Consider the following 22,113-nt stretch of genomic DNA (forward strand, 5'->3'; position numbering starts at 1 on the left):
GGGGCGGCGCGGCTGGGCATCAGCCCGGAGGTCCCCGGCGCTCGCGCCCGGCGATGCCAGACTGACCGCATGACCGGAATAGTGGTGGACGACGTCAGTAGAGCGTTCGGGGACGTGCAGGCCGTGCGAGGGGCCACGCTGCGCGCAGAGGCGGGAAGGGTGACGGGCCTGGTGGGCCCGAATGGGGCGGGCAAGACGACCCTGCTTTTGATGCTCGCCTCGCTGCTCGCCCCCGACAGCGGCTCGATCCGCATCGGCGGCATCGACCCCGAGGCCGACCCGCTCGCCGCCCGTCGGGTGCTGGGGTGGATGCCGGACGCCCTCGGCGCCTGGCCCTCCCTCACCGCCCGCGAGACGATCGTGACCACGGCCCGGCTCTACGGGATCGACCGCGCGGACGCGGAGCGGCGGGCGCAGCACCTCCTCGGCCTGGTCGGTCTCGGGGAGCTCGCGGATTCGGCGGCGAAGGTGCTCTCCCGCGGGCAGAAGCAGAAGCTCGGCCTCGCCCGCGCCCTGGTCCACGACCCGCAGGTGCTGCTCCTCGACGAGCCGGCCTCCGGCCTAGACCCCGAGGCCCGCGTGCAGCTGCGGGTGCTGCTGCGCCGCTTCGCGGCCGAGGGACGCACGGTCCTGATCTCCAGCCATGTCCTGTCCGAGCTCGAGGAGGTCGTCGACGACGCGGTCTTCCTCGTCGGCGGGGCGGTCGTGGACGCCGCTCCGGCGCAGAGCGCGGTCCGCGCCTGGCGGGTGCGGCTCGCCGGCGCGACCCCCGCACGCCTGACCGCGGACACCTGGCAGGTCGCGTCGACTCTCGGGCTGGCTCCCGAGTCCCTCGTCGTGGACCGCGGCGCCGTCCTCGTCGGCTTCCCCGGGGAAGACGCCGCCGCCCAGTCGCTGCGTCTCCTCGTGGAGGCGGGGCTGCCCGTCGCGGAGTTCGCACCCGCGCAGAGCGACCTGGAGCACACCTTCCTCGCGCTCCGGAACCCGCAGCCGCCCGCGGCGACGACCCCACCCCCGCCGCCTGCGGCACCCCACGGAACGGAGGCGGGAGCATGAGCCTCGCGAACATCGTCGTCATCGCGCGCCTCGAACTGACCCAGCGGCTGCGGAGCGTCGGCTGGTACGTGCTCCTCGGCGTCTTCGCGCTGGTGCTCCTCGGCGTCACCGGCTTGTCGTTCGCCGTGTACTCCTGGGGGGAGGACGTCGGGGCCGGCGTGTCGTCCATCGTCGTCAACGTGGTCCTGCTGCTCGTCGTGCTCGTCTCGCCGACGCTCAGCGGCAACGCCATCAACGGCGACCGGGAGGCGGCCACGCTCGCGCCGATCCAGGTCACCGCGGCGTCGACCGGCGACATCATGCTGGGAAAGCTCCTCGCGGCGATCGCGACGGGCGGCGCGTTCCTGCTGGTGGCCGTTCCGTTCCTCGCGGCGTCGCTGCTGGCGGGTGGAACCGATCCGATCGTGCTGTTCGTGGCGCTGCTCGTCCTCGCCGCCGAGATCATCATCGTCGCCGCGATCGGCGTGGGGCTGAGCGGCCTCATCGCCCGGCCGCTGTTCTCCGTCGCGTCCACCTACCTCGTGGTGTCGGCGCTCGTCATCGGCACGATCATCGTCTTCGCACTCGGCGGCCTGGCCGTGCGCAGCGAGGCGACCACCTACAGCCGCCCCTACGACAGCAACGGCAACGTGGACTGCGAGAGCTGGGACAGCTACACGTACGAGGCGCCGCGGTTCGACCTCGTGTGGTGGGCGCTCGCCGCCAACCCGTTCGTCGTGCTCGCCGACGCGACCCCCACCGAGTTCAACACGAGCGGGTACCCGGTCGATCTGTACGGGCAGATCAAGTTCGGTGTCCGCAGCGCGCAGCTCTCGCCGCTGGAGCAGCGATGGGACGACTGCGACCCGGAGAGCGGTTCCCAGACGGCTGAGCAGGTGATCGACGAGACCGTGCCCAGCTGGTTCGTGGGGCTCGGGGTGCAGGTCGTGCTCGCCGGGGCGCTGTTCGCGGGAGCGTGGGCACGGACGCGGACGCCGGCGCGACGGCTGCCGCCCGGTACGCGCATCGCCTGACCGGCAGGGCCGAGGAAGACGCCACCGACCGTTCACCGGCCGTCCACCGACGGGTCGACGGACGGCCATGCGGCAGCGGTGGTCTGGACGGGTACCCGTCTGCGCTCAGTCGAGCCATCTTCCAGGAGCCCCCATGCCCCGACTGCACTCCGTGGCGGCAGTCACGGCGGCGTGCGCGCTGAGCGCCGCCGCCCTGATCGCCGCCCCCGTCGCCGCCTCCGGTGCCATCCCTCCCGGCGAGCCCGCGCCGACCGCCGAAGCAGGGCTCGTCCTCAACGAGATCGTCTACGACGACGCGGCGACCGGGCTCGCCGACCGGATCGAGATCTACAACGCGGGCTCGGCGAGCGTCGACCTGACCGGCTGGCGGGTCTCGGACGAGAAGCGCGACAGCTTCGGCGCGGCACCGGCCGGGACGGTGCTCGCGCCGGGCGCGCTCCTCGTCCTGGTGAAGGACGTGGACTTCGCCTTCGGGCTGGGCAAGGGGGACGAGGTCGTCCTCCACGACCCGGAGGGGGTCGAGGTCGATTCCTACGCCTACGCGAACACCGCGCCGCTGGCGGTCTGGGCGCGCTGCCCCGACGGGACGGGCGACTGGGCGCATGCCACGGCGGCGACACCGGGCGCGCCCAACGACTGCCAGGTCGCGTCGGTCGCGGGCTCGATCCGCATCAACGAGGTCGACTCGCAGCCGGCCGACTGGGTCGAGTTCCACAACCCGGGGACGGAGGCGCTCGATGTCTCCGGGTACGAGATCCGCGACAACTCCGATGACCACCGGTGGCGCTTCCTGCCGGGCACCACGATCGAACCAGAAGCGTTTCTCGTCGTCGATGAGGGCACGATCGGGCTCGTCGACGGCGTGGAGGCGGCGTTCCGCGACCCGATCGGCATCGGCAGCGCCGACCGCATCCGCCTCTTCGACACCGCGGGCACGCTCGTCGACGATACGCAGCCCTGGGAGGGACACGCCGCCATCGACGGGGACTTCGCCGCCGCCACGCTCGCGCGCTGCCCGGACGGTACCGGCGCTTTCGTGCTCGCGCACGCGACCCCGGGAGCGGTGAACTCCTGCGTCCTCCCTGATGTCGCGATCAACGAGATCGAGTCCAACGGGGACGCGACCGACTGGGTCGAGGTCGTGAACACCGGCAGCACCACGGTCGACCTGTCCGGCTGGACCGTCATGGACGGCGATCCGGTCGGACACGCCTCGGAGACGACGCCGCTGCCGGCGGGGACGCTGCTGCCTCCGGGCGGATACCGGGTCTTCGATCAGCCCGCCGACTTCGTCTTCGGGCTGGGCAACGGCGACACCGTGACGCTGCGGGACGCGAACGGACTCATGATCGACGAGCACGTCTACTCCGCGCACGCCGACGGCGTCTGGGCACGCTGCGCCGACGGGACGGGCGCGTTCGTCGACGCGCCGGCAGCGACGAAGGGCCAGCGCAACGCCTGCGGGAACCCGGTGCGGATCAACGAGGTCGAGTCGGACGGCGGCGCGCCGGACGACTGGATCGAGCTCGTCAACCCGACCGGCGCCTCGCTCGAGATCGGTGGCGTCGTCGTGAAGGACGACGACGACGCCCACGCCTACACCGTTCCCGTCGGCACGACGATCCCGGCCGGAGGCTTCTTCGTCATCGAGCGTTCGGCCCTCGGCTTCGGGCTGGGCGCGGGCGACGCCGTCCGCCTCTTCGACGGTGAGCTGCTCATCGACGAGACCGCCTGGGGCGAGGGCCACGCGGCGACCTCCTGGGGCCGCTGCCCTGACACCACGGGAGCCTTCGCGGCGACCGCGACGCCGACGAAGGGCGCGCCGAACGTGTGCGCGGGCGAGGTCACCGTCGGCACCTGGCCGGGGTCGGCCGAAGTGCGGGTGCTCGACGACGTGCCGACGTTCCTCGAGGACAGCTCCGGCCTCGACGTGCAGGAGACCGCGGACGGGGCATTCCTCTGGGCCGTGGATAACGGCGAGGGGCGCATCTGGAAGCTCGAGGCCCACGCGGACGGCTCGGTGGAGAAGGCCGCGGGCTGGGACGAGGGCAAGCGTGTGCGCTTCGCCAAGGACACCGGGAACCCGGGCGCCGCAGGGCCGGACACCGAAGGCATCACGGTCGACGGGAGGGGCCTGGTCTACGTGGCGTCCGAGCGCGACAACAGCGCCAAGGGTGTGAACCAGAACGTGCTGCTGCGGGTCGATCCGGACGCGGCGGCCGGCGATCTCGTGGCGCAGCGGGAATGGGATCTCACGGCGATGCTCCCGGCGGTCGGCGCGAACCTCGGCATCGAGGCCGTGCAGTGGGTGCCGGACAGTGCGCTGAACGGAAAGCTCTTCGACGACACCACCGGGACCGCCTACGACCCGGCCGTGCATCCGGGACACGGCGACGGCCTCTTCTTCGTCGCGGTGGAGGACAACGGGCACGTCTACGCCTTCGCGCTCGCCGCGGACGGCACGGCCACGCTCGTCTCCGAGATCTCCCCCGGGCTCACCGGTGTCATGGCGCTCGACTGGGATGACGTCCGAGGCACCCTGTGGGCGGTGTGCGACGACGGCTGCCAGGGCCGCTCCGCCGAGCTCACCTTGAACGGGACCGCGCGGCCCGGGATCGCTCACTACGCGCGGCCCGCCGGCATGCCCGACATCAACAACGAGGGCTTCGCGACGGCTCCCGCGTCGCTCGCGGTCGACGGACAGCGTCCGGTGTGGTGGTTCGCCGATGGCTTCGCCTCGGAGGCGCTGCGCACCGGCACGCTGCCGGGCGGCACAGGCGCCGAGAACCCCGGTGGGGAGAACCCCGGCGGCGAGAACCCTGGTGGCGAGAACCCTGGTGCGGAGAACCCGCCGCTTCCCGGCACGGAGCTCGTGGACGGCAACCGCCGCGGCGTCACCGTCGATCCGGCGGTGGCCGCACCGGGGCAGCGGGTCACCGTCACGGTCGGCGCGGATGCCGCGGGAGCGCGGGCGGAGGTCTGGATGTACTCCGTCCCGGTCCGCCTGGCTGCGGGGACGCTTTCGGCGACGGGTGCCCTCACGGTCACCGTTCCGGTGGACGCGCCGCTGGGCGCGCACCGCATCGCGGTCTACGCGGCGGATGGGACGCTCCTCGGCTGGGCTGACCTGCGCGTCACCGCCGCGGGCGAGGGGCTGGCCGCGACCGGAGCGGACCTGCCGGTGGCCGCCACCGCGCTCGCGTTGATGCTCCTCACGACCGGGGTCCTCGCGCTGCGCCGTCGGAACCGCACCGCCTGACCGGGGGAGGGGTGCGGGCGGTCGCCTGTATCCCTCCCCGACGCGGACCGCGATGTCGGTGCCGCCGCCTAGACTCGAGAGGTCATGACCGAAGCCCCTCTCATCGTCCCCGGATCCGTCGGCCCGCAGTCCTCCGGCGCCCCCGCGCAGGACGACCTCCTCGCCGGCCTCAACCCCCAGCAGCTCGAGGCCGTCACCTATCGCGGCCCCGCGCTGCTCATCGTCGCCGGCGCCGGATCGGGCAAGACGAGCGTGCTCACGCGCCGCATCGCCTCGCTCCTGCGCAGCCGGGAGGCGTGGCCGAGCCAGATCCTCGCCATCACCTTCACCAACAAGGCCGCCGGCGAGATGCGCGAGCGCGTCGAAGGGCTCATCGGCGACGCCGCGCGCGGCATGTGGATCTCCACGTTCCACTCCGCGTGCGTGCGCATCCTCCGCCGCGAGGCGCAGCAGTTCGGGTTCACGAAGAACTTCACCATCTACGACTCCGGAGACTCCCGCGCCCTCCTCAAGCGGCTGGTCAAGGAGCACGAGGCCGACGCCTACGGCCTCACCCCGGCGGCGGTCCAGGGGCGCATCTCCAAGCTCAAGAACGAGCTCTCCGACGCCGAGGCCTATGCCCGCCAGGCCAACATGAGCGACCCGGCCGAACGCGTCTTCGTCGAGGTCTTCGCCGACTACCAGCGGCAGCTCCAGAAGGCCAACGCCTTCGACTTCGACGACCTCATCGGCCAGACGGTCTACCTGTTCCGGGCGTTCCCCCAGGTCGCCGACACCTACCGCCGCCGGTTCCGCCACATCCTCGTCGACGAGTACCAGGACACCAACCACGCGCAGTACGCGCTCATCCACGAGCTCACCCGTCCGGTGTCCGGGGTCGGCGCGACACCGGAGCCGTATGCCGCCAACGGCATGATGATCTTCGAGCCCGACCCCGAGCCGGCACCGGGCGCCGGTGAGGCCGGGGCGTCGCTGACGGTGGTCGGCGACTCGGATCAGTCGATCTACGCCTTCCGCGGCGCGGACATCCGCAACATCAGCGAGTTCGAGCGCGACTTCCCGGGGGCGAAGGTCGTCCTCCTCGAGCAGAACTACCGCTCGACGCAGAACATCCTCTCCGCGGCGAACGCCGTCATCGGCAACAACTTCGACCGCAAGGACAAGAAGCTCTGGAGCGACCGCGGCGAGGGCGACAGGATCATCGGCTTCACCGGCTACTCGCAGCACGACGAGGCCCAGTTCGTCGCCGACGAGATCGAGGCCCTGCACCGCAAGGGCATGCCGTACTCGGAGATGGCCGTCTTCTACCGCACGAACTCGCAGTCCCGCGCGCTGGAGGAGATCTTCATCCGCTCGGCCGTGCCGTACAAGATCATGGGCGGCACCAAGTTCTACGAGCGCGCCGAGATCAAGGACGCCCTGGCCTACCTCGTGGCGGTCGCCAATCCCGCCGATGAGATGGCCGTGCGCCGCATCCTCAACAAGCCGCGGCGCGGCATCGGCGACGTCACAGAGACCGCCATCGCCCGTTTCGCCGACGAGCACGGCATCGCCTTCCGCGAGGCCCTGTCGCTTCCGGGGCAGCTCGGTGTGGGCCCGAAGATCCAGGCTGCCATCGCCCAGCTCGATGCGGTTCTCGCCGAGGCGACGGCGATCATGCTCCCGCCGACGGGGGAGGTGCCGCCGCCCACCTCCGTGGCCGACGGGCTCAGCCTCCTGCTGTCCAAGAGCGGGTACCTCGACGCCCTGCGCGCCAGCCGCGACCCGCAGGACGAGGCCCGCGTGGAGAACCTCGACGAGTTCGTGGCCGTGACGCGCGACTTCGCGCGCAACAACCCCGAGGGCACCATCACCGACTTCCTCACCGAGGTCGCGCTGGTCTCCGATGCGGACGACCTCGACGACGAGTCCGGGTCGGTCTCGCTCATGACGATGCACACCGCCAAGGGCCTGGAGTACGACGCGGTCTTCGTGACCGGCGTCGAGGAGGACCTCATCCCGCACCGCATCTCGGCGGGAGAGCCCGGCGGGCCGCAGGAGGAGCGGCGGCTGTTCTACGTGGGCATCACCCGCGCCCGCAAGCGCCTGCACCTGTCCCTGGCGATGACCCGCGCGCAGTTCGGCGAGGTGACGGTCGCGATGCCCAGCCGGTTCCTGCAGGAGATCCCGGCCTCCCTCATCGACTGGCGGCAGTCCCCGGGCGACGTCAACTCCCGCGGGGGCATGCAGTCCAGGGCGCTGAACGCCCGCCGCTCCGGGGGCTCCGGCGACCGCTTCGGCGTCAAGGCCCTGCCCCGCGACTCCCTCAAGCCGCTCTCGACGGCGATGGACAAGATCCCCAACCGTGTCACCGCCAAGATGCGCGACAACGGCGACCTCGAACTCGCCGCCGGAGACCGCATCCGGCACGACGACTTCGGTGAGGGCCGGGTCGACGCCGTCACCGGTGAGGGGGCCAAGCGCATCGCCCACGTCCGGTTCGACACGGCGGGGCAGAAGAAGCTGCTCATCAAGGTCGCACCGATCCAGAAGCTCTGACGTCGCGGCGAAGGGGGCGGGGAGACACGGTTAGGCTGGCTCCCATGGCCCTCTTCTCCCGCCGCAAGAAGTCCGGCGACGACGCCGTCGCTCCCGCCCCCTCCGCCGCTCCGGCAGCCGACACCGAGGAGGACGCGAGCATGGCGACCGAGGAGTCGGAGGCGTCGACGGCCGAGGCATCGCCCGCCGTCGGCATCTCCGTCCAGGCGTTCCGCGGTGTTGGCGCCGAAGCCGGACCCGAGGTCGCCCTTCCGGATCCGGATGCCGCGACAGCACCGGCGCCCGCTGCCGCAGCGACACCGCCGCGCCCGGCGGAGGAGCCCGCGGCGCCGGCTGCCGAGCGGAAGCTCCCGCTCGCTCCTGCGCTCCCGCCCGAGCAGACCGAGACCGTCGCAGGGATGAAGGACAACGTCCTCCTGCGCGAGTCCCTGGCGCAGATCGAGGCGGGCGCCTCCAACGAGCAGCTCCTCGGAGTGCTCCGCCAGGCTCTGCAGAGCCACCTCTACATCCGCGTGAGCGGTGATGCCCGCGCGCAGATCAGCGAGGGCAAGCCGCTGGCCGTCGCCGTGGTCCGCGACGGAGAGCGGCAGTTCATGCTGGCATTCAGCTCGGCGGCCGCCGTCCGCGACTCCGTCCAGCTCGAAGCAGACCCGTCCGCCACGTCCGCGGTCGCCCAGCCGACGACCTCGGTCATGCAGCAGGTCGTCTCCGGCGACTTCGCGGGTCTCATCATCGACAACGCCTCGGCGCCGCATCGTGTGGTGTTCCCCACTGAGCTCCTGCAGAAGACGCTCGAGCAGGCCGACGTCGACATGACCGTGAAGTCGCTGCTCGCCGCTCCGCGGGAGCAGGACTCGCCCGCCAAGGTGGGCGAGGCCCTCGCCACGACGCGCATGTGGGTGGCCGTGAACGACGGATCCGGCACCGGTCAGGTCGGCATCGCCGAGGCTCAGACAGCCGACGGTCGGCGCTTCCTCCAGCTCTTCTCGCACCCGCTGGAGGTCATCGCGCTGGGCCGCGGCGACCGCCCGCTGCCCTTCGAGCCTGACCAGCTCGCGAAGGTGCTGTCGAGCCACTCCGAGATGGCCGGCGTCATCATCGACTCCGCAGGACCCTCGATGGTGGTGGAGCGCGACGCCCTCGCCCCGGTGCTCGTGCGCGCGGTGCGGATCGAGGACTGACGGCACGCGTCCACCGGGGGCCTGCCGGGGGTTCCGTGCGTCGTGACCGCCCCCTAGGGTCGGAGCATGGCCTCTGAACGCGTGACCCTGACCGTCGCCGACACCGACGGAGAGCGTGAGGTCGCGCTCTCCAGCCCGAATCGGATCGTCTGGCCCGACCTCGGTATCACCAAGGCGGAACTCGCCGAGTACGTGCAGCTCGTGTCTGTGCCGTTCCTCTCGGCGAACGGCAACCGCCCGGTGTCCCTGGAGCGCTTCCGCGACGGCGTCGGCGCTGCCGGCGGTCCGCGTCCCGAGGGGTTCTTCTCGAAGAACCCGCCGAAGGGCACTCCGGACTTCGTTGACGCCGTCACGGTGACCTACAACAGCGGCCGCCGCCATCCCCAGATCGTCCTGAACCGCACGAGCGCGATCGTGTGGGCGGTGCAGATGAACACCATCGTCTTCCACCCGTGGGCATCGCTGGCGACCGACTCCGACAACCCGGTCGAGCTGCGGATCGACCTCGATCCCCAGCCGGGCACCGGGTTCGCCGAGGCCGTCCCCGCCGCCCACGCTCTGCGGGAGGTGTTGCGGGAGGCCGGGCTGGAGGCGTTCGCGAAGACGAGCGGCAACCGCGGCCTGCACGTCTTCGCCCCGATCGAGCCGACCCACGAGTTCCTCGACGTGCGGCACGCCGTGATCGCCGCCGGCCGGGAGCTCGAACGCCGGATGCCGGATCGCGTCACGACGAACTGGTGGAAGGAAGAGCGGGGCGAGCGCCTCTTCGTCGACTTCAACCAGGCCAACCGCGACCGCACGATGGCCGGCGCCTACAGTCCGCGCGCCCTCCCCGGTGCGACCGTCGCGACGCCTGTGCACTGGGACGAGCTCGACGATCTCGACCCCAGGACGTTCACCGTCCGGAGCGTCCCGCAGCGGCTCGAAGAGGTCGGCGACCCCTGGGCCGACATGCAGGCGAAGCCCGGGCGCATCGACACGCTGCTGGAGTGGTGGGAGCGCGACACGGCGGACGGCCTCGGGGAGTTGCCCTTCCCACCGGAGTTCCCGAAGATGCCGGGAGAGCCGCCGCGCGTGCAGCCGAGCAAGAAGAACGCCGCGAACTGGGATGCCGACGGCAACCCCGTCGACGACTGAGCGCGCTCAGCTCAGGACGTCGGCGAGGTCGTAGCCGTCGACGGTGTCGAGCTGGTCGTACGTGCAGGAGCGGGCGTCCCGGTCCGGCCTCCATCGCTCGAACTGCACGGTGTGGCGGAAGCGCGCGCCCTCGAGCTGGTCGTACCGCACCTCCAGCACCCGCTCGGGGCGCAGGCGAACGAACGACACGTCCTTCGATGCGCTGAACCGCGACCGCTCACCCTCACCCGTCACGGCGGCGCCGTCCTCGTCGCGCTCGACCAGCGGCGCGAGCTCCTCCACGAGCTGCTTCCGCTTCGCGTCGCTCCACGCCGCGACCCCGCCGACCTGGCGCAGGGTCCCGTCGGCGTCGTAGAGCCCGACGAGCAGCGAGCCGACCCCGGTGCCGGACTTGTGGATGCGGTAGCCGAGGGCGACGACGTCGGCGGTCCGCGCATGCTTGATCTTGAACAGGGTGCGCTTCCCCGGCGCGTACGGCTGGGCCAGCGGCTTCGCCACGACGCCGTCGAGCCCCGCGCCCTCGAACTCCTCGAGCCAGCGGACGGCCGCGTCCCGATCGCGGGTGGTCCTGGTCAGGTGCAGCGGGTGCTCCACGGAGTCCATGAGCGTCTCCAGCCGGGCCCGGCGCGTCTCGAACGACTGGGCCCGCAGGTCGTCCTCCCCGGAGGCGAGCAGATCGAAGGCGATGAACATGGCCGGGGTCTCCGTGGCGAGCTTCGCGACCCGGGAGGCCGCCGGGTGGATGCGCTGACTGAGGGCCTCCCAGTCCAGACGCTGCGCGCCGTGCGGACCCGTGGCCACGACGATCTCACCGTCGAGCAGGCAGGGCACCGGCAGCAGCTGCGGGATCGCGTCGACGAGCTCCGGGAAGTAGCGCGTCAGGGGCTTCGCGCCGCGGGACCCGATCTCGACCTTCTCGCCGTCCCAGGCGATGAGCCCGCGGAACCCGTCCCACTTCGGCTCGTAGAGCAGGCCGCCCGGCGTCTTGTCGGGGTCGGGAACGGCCGCGACGGCTTTGGCGAGCATGGGGGCCGGGATCTCGTAGCGCATGCACCCATCCTGGACCGGGCGGCGAGCGGGGGAAAGGGCCGGGTCAGCCGAACAGGTCGTCGAGCTCCGCGGGCGTGCCGGCGTCGCGGAGCACGGTGTGTGCCGCGTGCCATCCCGCCATGCCGTTGACCGCGGGGCCGGGCGGAGTCGAGGCCGACGCGAGGTACACGCCGCGCATCGGCGTCCGCCACGGAGCGGGGGAGAGGACGGGGCGGCGCAGGGCCTGACGCATGTCGAAGACGCCGCCGGAGATGTCGCCGCCGATCTCGGCCGGGTTGATCGCCTCGCGCGAGGATGCCGGCACCGCGTGGTGGGCGAGGATCCGGTCGCGGAATCCCGGCGCGAAGCGCTCGACCTGTGCGGTGATGAGTTCGGTCGGGTCGAGGTCGGAGCCGTTCGGCACGTGGATGTACGCCCAGAGCACGGCCTTGCCGTCGGCCGCCCTGGTCGGGTCGAAGAGCGAGGGCTGGACCGCCAGCACGTACGGACGCTCGGACACGTGGCCGACCGCGACCGCGTTCTCGCTGTTCCACACCTCGTCCCTCGTCCCGGCGACGTGCACGGTCGGGGCGCTCCGCACGTGCTCGTTCGCCCACGGGACGGGTCCATCGAGCGCGAAATCGACCTTCGCCGCCGCGGCGCCGTAGCGGTAGCCGCGGAGGGCGCGGGCGTACGAGGCCGGGATGTCAGGGTGGGTGAGTGCGAGCCGGGGAGAGGTGTTGAGCAGCAGCACGTCACCGCGGTCGGGGTCGCCCCCGTCCAGGTCCGCGAGGTCGGTGACGCGGGCGCCCGTCTCGATCGTGCCGCCATGGGCCTCGAGATCGGCGATGAGGGCGTCCGCGATCACCTGCGAGCCGCCGCGGGGGTACGGCCAGCCGCCGGCGTGGGCGAGCCCGGCCAGCAGAAGACCCGCCGCGGCGCCGGCGAGCGTGGGCTGCGGGGAGTTCGCGTGCGCGACCACTCCGGCCATGAGCGCGGCCGCTTCCTCCGTGCGGAAGGCGGCCCGCGCGAGGGGCGTGCCCTGGTCGAGCATGCGGATGGCGTAGCGGACGGCGGTGATCGGGTCCTGCGGGAGGCGGAGGAGCTGGTTCCCGGTGAAGTCCGTGACGCCGTCGATGTGCGTGCTGAGGGGGCGGAGCCGGCGCAGCCAGGCGTCCCCGTCGATGCCGAGGTCGGCGGCGGTGCGCTCGATGTCGCGCCACGCGATGGCGGCACGACCGTCGTCCAGCGGATGGGCGAAGGAGATCTCGGGGCGGATCCACTCGATCCGCTCGTCGAGGCCGAACGCCTGGAAGAAGGGCGAGGCGACGGCTGCGGGGTGGACGGCCGAGCAGACGTCGTGACGGAAGCCGGGGAGGGTGGCCTCCCGAGTGCGCAGGCCCCCTCCGACCGTGTCCGCAGCCTCGAGCACGCGTACCCGGTAGCCGGCGCGGGCGAGGGAGACGGCGGCGGCGAGGCCGTTCGGGCCGGATCCGATGATCGTCGCGAGTGCCATGCGGCCAGTCTCGCACGCGAGTCCGCGGTCGGCGGAGGGGGTTGCGCCGTGCGATCCTGGAAGGGATGAATGAAGTCCAGGGCCCGACCCCCGCCGGCACCTCCCGTCCGTACCGCTCGCTTCCCGAGGCGCTACGCGCGCACCGCATCGATCCGGTGAACCATGCGTTCATCACCGAGATCGTCGATTCCGCGGGGGTGACCTCTCTGATCGACCGCGGTCGCTATATCGAGGCGATCCGGCGCGAGGGCGCGGCGCTGCACATCGGCCGCACGTACACCAACGGATTCACGGAGGACGAGGTCGTCACCGTCGGCTCGACCCGCCTGCGGCTGCAGCCCAGCGAGGGGCGCGCGCCGTACTTCTACGTCACGCACCCGAGCGAGTTCGCCCCGCAGGCCCCCGTCAAGGCCAAGCGTTCCACGACGCCGCGCACCCCGTCGGCGCCGCGCACGCCCGCGGCGCCGAAGCCCGTCGAACGCGACTACGGCGTGTGCGACGTCTGCTTCATGGTGAAGACCCCCGCCGGCGGCTGCGGCTGCGACTGATGCCCGCGGCCTCCGCGTCGCACGGCGGCGTCTCCGTCCGCGAGGCGGAGTGGCCACAGGATTCCGCGTTCGTCGGTACGGCGGTTTCGACGTACCTCCGTCAGACGGAGCAGGAGAAGCACGACGTCCTGGGTGGGCCGGAGGAACCCGAGGGCGAACTCCCCGAGCGGTACCTGCCGGAGGTCCGTGACCCTGCGACCGCGTACGCCGATGGTCGGGTGCTCGTGGCGGAGATCGACGAGGCCCCGGCCGGCGTGGTGATCGCCCTGCCGTATGCCGGTCACACCGAGATCAAGCGGCTCTGGGCTGACCCCGCCGTGCGCGGCCGAGGCGTCGGTTCCGCGCTGCTCGACGCCGTCCTGGCGGAGGCCGAGGGTGCGGTGCGGCTGTCGGTGTGGGAGTGGCGCGACGCCGCGATCCGGCTCTACACGTCCCGCGGCTTCCGCCTCGTCGACCCCTGGGACGATCGCGACCGACTCCTCTGCTTCGAATCGCTCACTTCGCTGCATCCGGCCGCCGAATCCAGCGAAGTGAGCGATTCGAAGGGCTAGGCGAAGGCGCTCATCCCGGTGATGTCGCGGCCGAGAAGGAGGGCCTGCACGGACTCGGTGCCCTCGTAGGTGTGGATGGCCTCGATGTCGGCCATGTGCTGCATGACGCCGTTCTCCAGGAGGATGCCGTTACCTCCCAGGAGGTCACGCGCCGTCGCCGCGATCCGCCGGGCCGCCCGGGTGTTGTGGAATTTGGCGAGCGAGGCCTGGGTCGGACGCAGCGCTCCTGCCTGCTCGAGGTCCGCCATCCGGCGGCAGTAGAGCTGCATCGCCGTCAGGTCCTCCAGCATGTGCGTCAGCCGCTCCTGCACCATCTGGAACTTCGCGAGCGGCTTGCCGAACTGCACACGCTCCTTCGCGTAGGCCAGAGCCGCCTCGTAGCAGGCCGTCGCGTGGCCCAGCGCCGACCAGGCGACTCCGGACCGGGTGGCGTAGAGCACGGTCGAGGCGTCCTTGAAGCTCCTGGTCCCCGGCAGCACCGCGTCCAGCGGTACCCGCACGTCGTCCAGGCGGATGTGCGCCTGATGGATCGCGCGGAGGGAGGCCTTCCCGCGGATCACGGTGCCGGTGTATCCGGGGGCGTCCTGCTCGACGAGGAAGCACCGCACCGCCCCGTGCTCGGCGGCGGACTCGTCGTCGACCCGTGCCCAGACGAATGTGATGCCGCCCGAGGCGCCGTTGCCGATCCACTTCTTGGCGCCGCGGAGGACCCAGGAGTCGCCGTCGCGGCGGGCCACGGTCTCCAGCGAGACGGAGTCCGAGCCGTGGTCGGGCTCGGTCAGCGCGAAGGATCCGAGTACCGAGCCGTCGGCGAGTGCCGTGAGCCAGCGGTCCTGCTGGGCGGGCGAGCCGAACAGGGCGAGCGTCCGCAGCGCGAGGCCGCCCTGCACGGCGAGGATCGTGCCGAGGGAGCCGTCTCCCCGCGAGATCTCCATGTTGACCAGGCCGGCGGCGAGCGGGGAGAGCCGGGTGAGCGCGGGATGGTCGACGCCGTCGACGACGAGGTCCATCTCGCCCATCCGGCGGGCGGCGTCGAGCGGGTACTCGGCGCGGTCCCAGGCCTCGGCCATCTGCGGGGCGACCTCGTCGACGTACGCCTTCGCGCGGTCCCAGGCTTCCCGGTCGACGGCGGGGATGTCGGCGAAGACGGCGTAGTAGTCGCTGTCCTGCCGTCCGGTGATGTCGTAGGACGAGACGCGCTCGCCGGGGACGGGGGAGGCTTCCGTGCTCATGATGCTCCTTCGTGACACCAGGTATCGTACTCCTCGATACTCGGTATCACGACCTCTCCGGCGGGCTCAGTCGAGCTCGGAGCGCAGCCTCCGCGTGACCTCGGCGACGGGCATCGAACGCGGGAAGACCGCCACCACCATGTCGTCCGGAGCCCCCGCCGCGGTGTCCTCGCCGACGCCGTACCGTCGACGCGCATCCGCGAGCGCGGACTGGAGGGTGGACAGCGGCACCTTCTTGCGTCCGCGCAGGAGCTGTCGCAGCACGTGGTTGTGCACCGCCGTCACGAGCGCCGCGAAGCCCACCGCGTCCAGCGGATCCACTCCCGGCAGGGCGCTGCGCAGGTACTCGTCGAACAGCCGCTCGTAGCGGAACACGGTGATGATCTCGCGTTCACGGAGCACCGGCACCTCCCGCACGATCTGGTACCGCCGTCGCGCGAGCTCCGGGTCGTTCGCGAAGTGCGTGAACACGGACTCCGATGCCGCGCAGACCGCGCCCCACGGATCGTCGTGCCCCTCGTCGAGGAACTCCCGGAGCTGCTCCAGCAGGACCTCGTGATCGGCGAAGACAACGTCCTCCTTGCCACCGAACTGCCGGAAGAAGGTCGACCGGGAGACGCCGGCGGCCTTGGCGATCTGCTCCACGGACGTCTGGTCGAACCCCTGGGCGCTGAAGAGTTCGAGCGCGGCGGCGACGACGCCCCCGGTGCGCAGCTCTGCGGATTCCTGCATGGCGAAATCCTAGACCGCCGTGGGGCCCACGCCCGAGCGTCCCCGCGGGAGCGCACCGCTGACGCAGTTCCAGGACCCGCGTTTCCGCGAGGGCGCGCGACCGTCCATGCTGATCCTGGCCGTGGTCACGAGACGTCCGAGGGTCGCCGTTCCGCGCGCGAGTCCGATGCCCGATACCGCCGAGCGATCCGTATGAAGAGGTCCAGGGCCTCGGCTTCGGAGCGGAAGCGGAGCGGCGCATGGAAGCGCTCACCGCGCTCGTCGGCCTCCCAGACGATCCACTCCTCGCCTTCGCGCTCGATCCAGGCGGACGACTGAGGTCGGCCTGTAGGGCCGAACCAGTTCGCGGTCGCGGTGAGCTTCTCGTCGCGGATGATGCGCTGCGCCTGGGCGCCGGTGAGGTCGCTCACGTCGTCTCCTCCGTCTTGCTCCGACGCCGAGAATCGTACCGGAGGCGTCGGTGGGTCGGGGAGGGCGTCGGGGCGTCGGAGCGTTCAGCCTGCGGTAGTAGGCTGGGGGACTGGTCGATGTCTCGACATCGAGAGAATCACCAGACCAGACCGCAGCCCAGTGAAGGAAGCACAGTGGATCTGTACGAGTACCAGGCACGAGACGTTTTCGAGAAGTACGGAGTGCCGGTCCTCGCCGGCATCGTCGCGGACACCCCCGAGGAGGTGAAGGCGGCTGCCGAGAAGATCGGCGGTGTCGTGGTCGTCAAGGCCCAGGTCAAGACCGGAGGCCGCGGCAAGGCCGGCGGCGTCAAGGTCGCCAAGACCCCCGATGAGGCGTACGAGGCCGCGAAGGCCATCCTCGGGCTCGACATCAAGGGCCACGTCGTCAAGCGCGTCATGGTCGCGCAGGGTGCCCGCATCGCCGAGGAGTTCTACTTCTCCGTGCTGCTCGACCGCGCCAACCGCTCCTACCTCTCCCTGTGCTCCGTCGAGGGCGGCATGGAGATCGAGCAGCTCGCCGTCGAGAAGCCCGAGGCCCTCGCCCGCGTCGAGGTCAACCCGCTGACCGGCATCGACAAGGAGAAGGCGGTCGAGATCGCTCGCGCCGCGAACTTCCCGGAGGACCTCGTCGAGAAGGTCTCCGATGTGTTCGTGAAGCTGTACGACGTCTACAAGGGTGAGGACGCGACGCTCGTCGAGGTCAACCCGCTCGTCCGCACCGAGGACGGCGACATCATCGCGCTCGACGGCAAGGTCACGCTCGACGACAACGCCTCCGAGATCCGCCACCCCGAGCACGAGGCGCTCGAGGACAAGGACGCCGCCGACCCGCTCGAGGCCAAGGCCAAGGCGTCGGGCCTCAACTACGTCAAGCTCGACGGCGAGGTCGGCATCATCGGCAACGGCGCGGGTCTGGTCATGTCGACGCTCGACGTGGTCGCCTACGCCGGAGAGAACCACAACGGCGTGAAGCCCGCCAACTTCCTCGACATCGGCGGCGGCGCCTCGGCCGAGGTCATGGCCGCCGGTCTCGACGTCATCCTCGGCGACCCGCAGGTCAAGAGCGTGTTCGTCAACGTGTTCGGCGGCATCACGGCGTGCGACGCCGTCGCCAACGGCATCAAGGGTGCCCTGGAGACGCTGGGCGACACGGCCTCCAAGCCGCTCGTCGTCCGCCTGGACGGCAACCGCGTGGACGAGGGTCGTGCGATCCTCGCCGACTACGCGCACCCGCTCGTGACCCTGGCCGCGACGATGGACGAGGGCGCCGACAAGGCCGCCGAGCTCGCCAACGCCTGACGCTTCGACAGGATTTAAGGAACAGAACATGTCGATCTACCTCAACAAGGACTCCAAGGTCATCGTCCAGGGCATCACCGGCGGCGAGGGCACCAAGCACACCGCGCTCATGCTCAAGGCCGGTACCCAGGTCGTCGGCGGCGTGAACGCCCGCAAGGCCGGCACCACGGTCTCGCACACGGACAAGGACGGCAACGCCGTCGAGCTCCCCGTCTTCGCCTCGGTCGCCGAGGCCATGAAGGAGACCGGCGCCGACGTGTCGATCGCCTTCGTCCCCGGCGCCTTCACGAAGGACGCGATGATCGAGGCCATCGACGCCGAGATCCCGCTGCTCGTCGTCATCACCGAGGGCGTCCCCGTAGGCGACTCGGCCGAGGCCTGGGCCTACGCGCAGAGCAAGGGCAACAAGACCCGCATCATCGGGCCGAACTGCCCCGGCATCATCACCCCCGGTGAGGCGCTCGTCGGCATCACGCCCGCGAACATCACCGGCAAGGGCCCGATCGGCCTCGTGTCGAAGTCGGGCACCCTGACCTACCAGATGATGTTCGAGCTGCGCGACCTGGGCTTCTCGACCGCCATCGGCATCGGCGGCGACCCGGTCATCGGCACCACGCACATCGACGCGCTCGCCGCGTTCGAGGCCGACCCCGAGACCAAGGCCATCGTCATGATCGGCGAGATCGGCGGCGACGCCGAGGAGCGTGCGGCCGAGTACATCAAGGCGAACGTCACCAAGCCGGTCGTCGGCTACGTCGCGGGCTTCACGGCTCCCGAGGGCAAGACCATGGGTCACGCCGGTGCGATCGTCTCCGGCTCGGCCGGTACTGCGCAGGCGAAGAAGGAGGCCCTCGAGGCCGCCGGCGTCAAGGTCGGCAAGACGCCGTCCGAGACCGCCGCTCTCATGCGCGAGATCATCGAGTCGCTCTGACCTGAGCTACGCTTGACCTGAAGGCCCCGGGCTCCACCCCGGGGCCTTCGTCATGCCCTCACCTCCTTCGAATTGCGCAGATGACCCCATTCCGCGGCGGAATGGGGCCATGTGCGCGACTCGGAGCGGGGCTAGATCCCGACGCCGAAGAGGGCCTCGATGGGACCGCGGGCGAAGAAGATCAGGAAGCCGGCGCCGACCACCCACAGCAGCGGGCTGATGGTCTTGGCCTTGCCGGAGAAGGCGTGGATGAGCACCCAGCTCACGAAGCCCGCCCCGATGCCGTTGGCGATCGAGTAGGTCAGCGGCATGACGGAGACCGTGAGGAACACCGGCAGCAGCACCCGGAAGTCGCCGAAGTCGATGTGCCGGATCTGCGCCATCATCATCGCACCGACGATGATGAGCGCCGCGGCGGCGATCTCCGTCGGGACGATCGAGGTCAGCGGCGTCAGGAACATCGCGATGAGGAACACGATGCCCGTCACGACGTTCGCGAGTCCCGTCCTGGCACCCTCGCCGATACCCGCGCCGGACTCGATGAAGACCGTGCTGGAGGACGACGAGGTCGCACCACCGGCGATCGCCCCGACACCCTCGACCACGAGGGCCGACTTGATGCGCGGGAAGTCGCCGTTGTCGTCGGCCAGGTTGGCCTCCTTGGCCAGGCCCGTCATGGTGCCCATGGCGTCGAAGAAGTTCGTGAAGAGGAGCGTGAAGACGATCATCACGAGGGCGACGAGGCTGACCTTGCCGAGGTCGAACGAGAAGTCGACGGCGCCGATGAGGCTCAGGTCGGGGACGCTGACGGGGGAGCCGTTCAGCGCCGGGACGGTGAGTCCCCAGCCGCCCGGATTCACGACATTGCCCTCATCGTCGACGCCGCGGGCGCCGATGTGCCAGATGGCCTCGACGATGACCGCGAGCACGGTGCCGCCGATGAGGCCGATGAGCATGCCGCCCTTGATGCGGAGCGCGACGAGGATGCCCGTGAGGAGCAGGGTGATCACGAACAGCAGGCTCGGCACGGTCGCGACCGACCCGTTGACACCGAGGCCGACGGGCGGCGACGAGGCGCCGGTCGCCGTGACGAAGCCCGAGTTCACGAAGCCGATGAAGGCGATGAACAGGCCGATGCCGACCGTGATCGCGATCTTCAGCTGGAAGGGCACGGCGTCGAAGATCGCCTTCCGCAGCCCGGTGGCGGCGAGGAGCACGATCACGACGCCGTTGATCATCACGAGCGCCATCGCCTCGGGCCAGGTGACCTGGCCGACGACGGAGAACGCGACGAAGGCGTTGATGCCGAGGCCGGCGGCGAAGCCGAACGGCAGGCGGGTGACGACACCGAAGAGGATCGTCATGACGCCGGCGGTCAGGGCCGTCGCGGCACCGACGGCGTTGAAGTCGAGCATGTCGCCGGCGACGTCCGGCTTTCCGGAGAGGATGATCGGGTTCAGGATCACGATGTAGGCCATCGTGACGAACGTCACGAGGCCTCCACGGATCTCGGTGCCGATCGTCGATCCGCGCTTGCTGATCTCGAAGAAGCGGTCCAGGGTACCGGTGGGTTCGGTGGACGCCGGGGCGGGTGGGGCAGTAGTCATCGGGAAACCTCCGGAGAAACGCTACCGTGTCGTCCGCCTCGCGCGCGCCCACGGGGGCCGGACCGGAAGTCGTCGTAGTCTCGAAGGCGCTATGCAACGCCTCCTCGTCGCGCTCCTCGCCGCCCTCGACGCCGCCATCGCGGCCGCCGTCGGGCTGGCCGTGCTGCTGGCGCCGTTGACGCTCCTGTGGACGCTCGCGTTCGGTGTCACCGCGGACTGGGGGGCGCTGTGGCCGCTCACCGGAACGCTGTGGGAGTTCGGGCACGGTGTCCCTCTGGAGATCACGATCCCGGACGCCCTGCTCGTCACCCTGGCGATTCCCGCAGACGCCGCGCGGTTCGTCGTCTCGGTCACGCCGCTGGCGTTCCTGCTGCTCACCCTGCTCTTCGCGGCGCGCTCCGGCGCCCGGGCCGCACGGTCCGGCGCGTGGGTGCTGGGTTCCCTGTCGGGGACGGTCGTGTTCGCCGTGATCTCGACGGTCGTCGCCCTCACGTCCGCGCTGGGCGCCGCACGCGTCCCGCTGGCTCTCGCGATCCTGCTGCCCCCCGCCGTCTACCTCGTGGGCGCCGTGTGCGGCGCCGTCCGCGTGGCGTGGGAGGACGGCGACGGCGGCGTGCTGGACCGCATCCACGATGTGCTGGACGCCAGGGAGGACTGGGCGCCGGTACCGTCCGCGGTCGTGCGCGGGGCGGCGTTCGCGCTCGTCGGTGTGCTGGGGGCTGCCGCGTTGGCCGTCGCCCTGTCGGTCCTGACCCGTGGGGGCGAGGTCGTCGCGCTGTTCCAGGCGGCGCGCGTCGACGCGCTCGGCGCGACCGTGCTCACCCTCGGGCAACTCGCCTATCTGCCCACACTGGTGGTGTGGGCGGCGTCCTGGCTCGCCGGCCCCGGGTTCGCCGTCGGCGCGGGCACCGCGGTGTCGCCGGCGGGGACGCAGCTCGGCGTCGTCCCGGGCATCCCCGCCTTCGGTCTGCTGCCGGAGAACACCTCGATGTGGATGCTCATCGTCATCCTGATCCCGGTGGCCGCCGGGGCGTTCGCCGGGTGGGCCGTGCGCTCGCGCCTCGTCTGGGAGGGGACACCGCTCGGGCTCCTGCAGCGGTCGGTGATCGCGGTCGGGATCGCCGCGGTCTCGGCCGGTGTGGCCGCGCTCGCCGCCGCCTTCGCGAACGGCTCGATGGGCCCGGGGCGACTCGAGGTCGTGGGACCGGCGGTGCTGCCGTTCGCGTTGTCGCTGGGAGCGGAGGTGCTCGTCGGCGCGGCGATCCTCCTGCTGTCCCCGCGCAACCGCGACGAGCTCGCGGAAGAGCGCACGGACCGCTGGATCGAGGAGATGTCCACGCTCGGCTCCGAGGACCCCGCCGACGACGACCGTCGCTAGGCGTCCCGAGCGCTCTGCGGACCGGGTCGGAGCGTCGCCGGCACGCCGGTAGACTGGGCGCGTGCTCACGGTCGCCGTACTCATCTCGGGCGCCGGCTCGAACCTTCGCGCCCTCCTCGAGGCCGCTCGTCACCCCGATTTCCCGGCGCGTGTCGTCGTGGTCGGGGCGGACCGCGAAGCCGACGGGCTGGCCCACGCCGAGGAGTTCGGCATCCCCAGCTTCACCGTGCCGTGGCACGAGCACGAGAGCCGCGAGGCGTGGGGCGAGGAGCTGGGTCGTCAGCTCGCCGTCTGGACGCCGGACCTCGTGGTGCTCAGCGGACTCATGCGCCTGCTGCCGTCCTCGCTCGTCGCCGCCTACGCGCCCCGGATCATCAACACCCATCCCGCGTACCTCCCGGAGTTCCCCGGAGCCCACGGCGTCCGCGACGCCCTCGCCGCCGGGGTCCGCGAGACCGGCGCGAGCGTGATCGTCGTGGACGACGGCGTCGACACCGGCCCCATCCTCGCCCAGGAGCGCGTGCCGATCAGGGCCGACGACACCGAGCACACGCTGCACGAGCGCATCAAGCCGGTCGAGCGCCGGCTCCTCATCGACGTCGTCCGGCGCATCGCGACCGGCGACCTCGCCCTGACCTCCGCCCCCTGACCCCC

General features: G+C 71.2%; 18 protein-coding genes. 12 read left to right on the forward strand and 6 right to left on the reverse strand.

The window, feature by feature from the left end:
• The first annotated feature begins 69 nt into the window (after positions 1 to 69).
• From AC3B5L_RS04710 to ligD, 6 genes are all read left to right on the forward strand, one after another.
• Positions 70 to 1,056 carry an ABC transporter ATP-binding protein gene (locus AC3B5L_RS04710; protein WP_259954260.1) on the forward strand — a complete coding sequence of 329 codons (987 nt, stop codon included), beginning with the start codon at positions 70 to 72 and terminating at the stop codon, positions 1,054 to 1,056.
• The gene (locus AC3B5L_RS04715) at positions 1,053 to 2,069 is read left to right on the forward strand and encodes an ABC transporter permease (RefSeq protein ID WP_187663448.1); all 1,017 of its coding nucleotides are present in this window, start codon (positions 1,053 to 1,055) and stop codon (positions 2,067 to 2,069) included. Before AC3B5L_RS04710 ends, AC3B5L_RS04715 begins: the two co-directional genes overlap by 4 nt.
• Positions 2,070 to 2,202: 133 nt before the next feature.
• Positions 2,203 to 5,328, forward strand: coding sequence for a lamin tail domain-containing protein (locus tag AC3B5L_RS04720; RefSeq protein WP_259954261.1), 3,126 nt, complete (start codon positions 2,203 to 2,205; stop codon positions 5,326 to 5,328).
• Positions 5,329 to 5,412: 84 nt separating this feature from the next.
• Positions 5,413 to 7,866 carry an ATP-dependent helicase gene (locus tag AC3B5L_RS04725; protein WP_259954262.1) on the forward strand — a complete coding sequence of 818 codons (2,454 nt, stop codon included), beginning with the start codon at positions 5,413 to 5,415 and terminating at the stop codon, positions 7,864 to 7,866.
• 44 nt (positions 7,867 to 7,910) lie between these two features.
• A complete protein-coding gene (locus AC3B5L_RS04730) occupies positions 7,911 to 9,047 on the forward strand; it encodes an SseB family protein (RefSeq protein WP_259954264.1) in 1,137 nt (378 codons plus the stop codon).
• A 66-nt stretch (positions 9,048 to 9,113) separates the two neighbouring features.
• A complete protein-coding gene (ligD, locus tag AC3B5L_RS04735) occupies positions 9,114 to 10,184 on the forward strand; it encodes a non-homologous end-joining DNA ligase (protein WP_268777175.1) in 1,071 nt (356 codons plus the stop codon).
• Positions 10,185 to 10,190: 6 nt separating this feature from the next.
• On the opposite strand, the gene AC3B5L_RS04740 is transcribed toward ligD, so the two are convergent.
• Together AC3B5L_RS04740 and AC3B5L_RS04745 are read right to left on the reverse strand one after the other, a co-directional pair.
• Entirely contained in the window at positions 10,191 to 11,234 is a 1,044-nt protein-coding gene (locus AC3B5L_RS04740; protein WP_259954266.1) for an ATP-dependent DNA ligase, read from the reverse strand.
• A 43-nt stretch (positions 11,235 to 11,277) separates the two neighbouring features.
• Complete coding sequence (locus AC3B5L_RS04745; protein WP_490096235.1) at positions 11,278 to 12,729, reverse strand: phytoene desaturase family protein; 1,452 nt, start codon at positions 12,727 to 12,729, stop codon at positions 11,278 to 11,280.
• Between the two features lie 65 nt (positions 12,730 to 12,794).
• On the opposite strand from AC3B5L_RS04745, the gene AC3B5L_RS04750 reads away from it, so the two are divergent.
• Positions 12,795 to 13,277, forward strand: a complete 483-nt coding sequence (locus AC3B5L_RS04750) for a hypothetical protein (RefSeq protein ID WP_259954268.1) — start codon at positions 12,795 to 12,797, stop codon at positions 13,275 to 13,277.
• Entirely contained in the window at positions 13,277 to 13,828 is a 552-nt protein-coding gene (locus AC3B5L_RS04755; protein ID WP_259954269.1) for a GNAT family N-acetyltransferase, read from the forward strand. The genes AC3B5L_RS04750 and AC3B5L_RS04755 overlap by 1 nt, the downstream gene beginning before the upstream one ends.
• Here the strand turns inward: AC3B5L_RS04755 and AC3B5L_RS04760 are convergent.
• From AC3B5L_RS04760 to AC3B5L_RS04770, 3 genes are all read right to left on the reverse strand, one after another.
• The gene (locus tag AC3B5L_RS04760; protein ID WP_259954270.1) at positions 13,825 to 15,060 is read right to left on the reverse strand and encodes an acyl-CoA dehydrogenase family protein; all 1,236 of its coding nucleotides are present in this window, start codon (positions 15,058 to 15,060) and stop codon (positions 13,825 to 13,827) included. The two genes, AC3B5L_RS04755 and AC3B5L_RS04760, sit on opposite strands and share 4 nt — an antisense overlap.
• A 66-nt stretch (positions 15,061 to 15,126) precedes the next feature.
• Entirely contained in the window at positions 15,127 to 15,792 is a 666-nt protein-coding gene (locus tag AC3B5L_RS04765; protein ID WP_259954271.1) for a TetR/AcrR family transcriptional regulator, read from the reverse strand.
• Between the two features lie 125 nt (positions 15,793 to 15,917).
• Positions 15,918 to 16,202: a hypothetical protein gene (locus AC3B5L_RS04770; RefSeq protein ID WP_259954272.1), complete on the reverse strand. Its 285-nt coding sequence runs from the start codon at positions 16,200 to 16,202 to the stop codon at positions 15,918 to 15,920.
• Between the two features lie 174 nt (positions 16,203 to 16,376).
• Between AC3B5L_RS04770 and sucC the strand changes: the two genes are divergently transcribed.
• A complete protein-coding gene (gene sucC / locus AC3B5L_RS04775; protein WP_025103777.1) occupies positions 16,377 to 17,543 on the forward strand; it encodes an ADP-forming succinate--CoA ligase subunit beta in 1,167 nt (388 codons plus the stop codon).
• A gap of 28 nt (positions 17,544 to 17,571) precedes the next feature.
• The gene (sucD, locus tag AC3B5L_RS04780) at positions 17,572 to 18,474 is read left to right on the forward strand and encodes a succinate--CoA ligase subunit alpha (protein ID WP_187663460.1); all 903 of its coding nucleotides are present in this window, start codon (positions 17,572 to 17,574) and stop codon (positions 18,472 to 18,474) included.
• Between the two features lie 131 nt (positions 18,475 to 18,605).
• Here the strand turns inward: sucD and AC3B5L_RS04785 are convergent, their stop codons facing one another.
• Positions 18,606 to 20,081, reverse strand: coding sequence for an NCS2 family permease (locus AC3B5L_RS04785; RefSeq protein WP_187663461.1), 1,476 nt, complete (start codon positions 20,079 to 20,081; stop codon positions 18,606 to 18,608).
• A 91-nt stretch (positions 20,082 to 20,172) separates the two neighbouring features.
• Between AC3B5L_RS04785 and AC3B5L_RS04790 the strand changes: the two genes are divergently transcribed.
• On the forward strand, positions 20,173 to 21,459 hold the full coding sequence (locus AC3B5L_RS04790) for a cell division protein PerM (RefSeq protein WP_268777174.1): 1,287 nt from the start codon (positions 20,173 to 20,175) through the stop codon (positions 21,457 to 21,459).
• A gap of 61 nt (positions 21,460 to 21,520) precedes the next feature.
• A complete protein-coding gene (purN, locus tag AC3B5L_RS04795) occupies positions 21,521 to 22,108 on the forward strand; it encodes a phosphoribosylglycinamide formyltransferase (RefSeq protein ID WP_101847100.1) in 588 nt (195 codons plus the stop codon).
• Positions 22,109 to 22,113: the final 5 nt, after the last annotated feature.

The sequence above is a fragment of the Microbacterium sp. C-MGS6 genome (assembly GCF_058140415.1).

Bases quoted from the DNA above. Each gene is read 5' to 3' on its own strand.
- AC3B5L_RS04710 (WP_259954260.1), top strand. From the start codon at position 70: ATGACCGGAATAGTGGTGGACGACGTCAGTAGAGCGTTCGGGGACGTG.
- AC3B5L_RS04715 (WP_187663448.1), top strand. From the start codon at position 1,053: ATGAGCCTCGCGAACATCGTCGTCATCGCGCGCCTCGAACTGACCCAG.
- AC3B5L_RS04720 (WP_259954261.1), top strand. From the start codon at position 2,203: ATGCCCCGACTGCACTCCGTGGCGGCAGTCACGGCGGCGTGCGCGCTG.
- AC3B5L_RS04725 (WP_259954262.1), top strand. From the start codon at position 5,413: ATGACCGAAGCCCCTCTCATCGTCCCCGGATCCGTCGGCCCGCAGTCC.
- AC3B5L_RS04730 (WP_259954264.1), top strand. From the start codon at position 7,911: ATGGCCCTCTTCTCCCGCCGCAAGAAGTCCGGCGACGACGCCGTCGCT.
- ligD (WP_268777175.1), top strand. From the start codon at position 9,114: ATGGCCTCTGAACGCGTGACCCTGACCGTCGCCGACACCGACGGAGAG.
- AC3B5L_RS04740 (WP_259954266.1), bottom strand. From the start codon at position 11,234: ATGCGCTACGAGATCCCGGCCCCCATGCTCGCCAAAGCCGTCGCGGCC.
- AC3B5L_RS04745 (WP_490096235.1), bottom strand. From the start codon at position 12,729: ATGGCACTCGCGACGATCATCGGATCCGGCCCGAACGGCCTCGCCGCC.
- AC3B5L_RS04750 (WP_259954268.1), top strand. From the start codon at position 12,795: ATGAATGAAGTCCAGGGCCCGACCCCCGCCGGCACCTCCCGTCCGTAC.
- AC3B5L_RS04755 (WP_259954269.1), top strand. From the start codon at position 13,277: ATGCCCGCGGCCTCCGCGTCGCACGGCGGCGTCTCCGTCCGCGAGGCG.
- AC3B5L_RS04760 (WP_259954270.1), bottom strand. From the start codon at position 15,060: ATGAGCACGGAAGCCTCCCCCGTCCCCGGCGAGCGCGTCTCGTCCTAC.
- AC3B5L_RS04765 (WP_259954271.1), bottom strand. From the start codon at position 15,792: ATGCAGGAATCCGCAGAGCTGCGCACCGGGGGCGTCGTCGCCGCCGCG.
- sucD (WP_187663460.1), top strand. From the start codon at position 17,572: ATGTCGATCTACCTCAACAAGGACTCCAAGGTCATCGTCCAGGGCATC.
- AC3B5L_RS04785 (WP_187663461.1), bottom strand. From the start codon at position 20,081: ATGACTACTGCCCCACCCGCCCCGGCGTCCACCGAACCCACCGGTACC.
- AC3B5L_RS04790 (WP_268777174.1), top strand. From the start codon at position 20,173: ATGCAACGCCTCCTCGTCGCGCTCCTCGCCGCCCTCGACGCCGCCATC.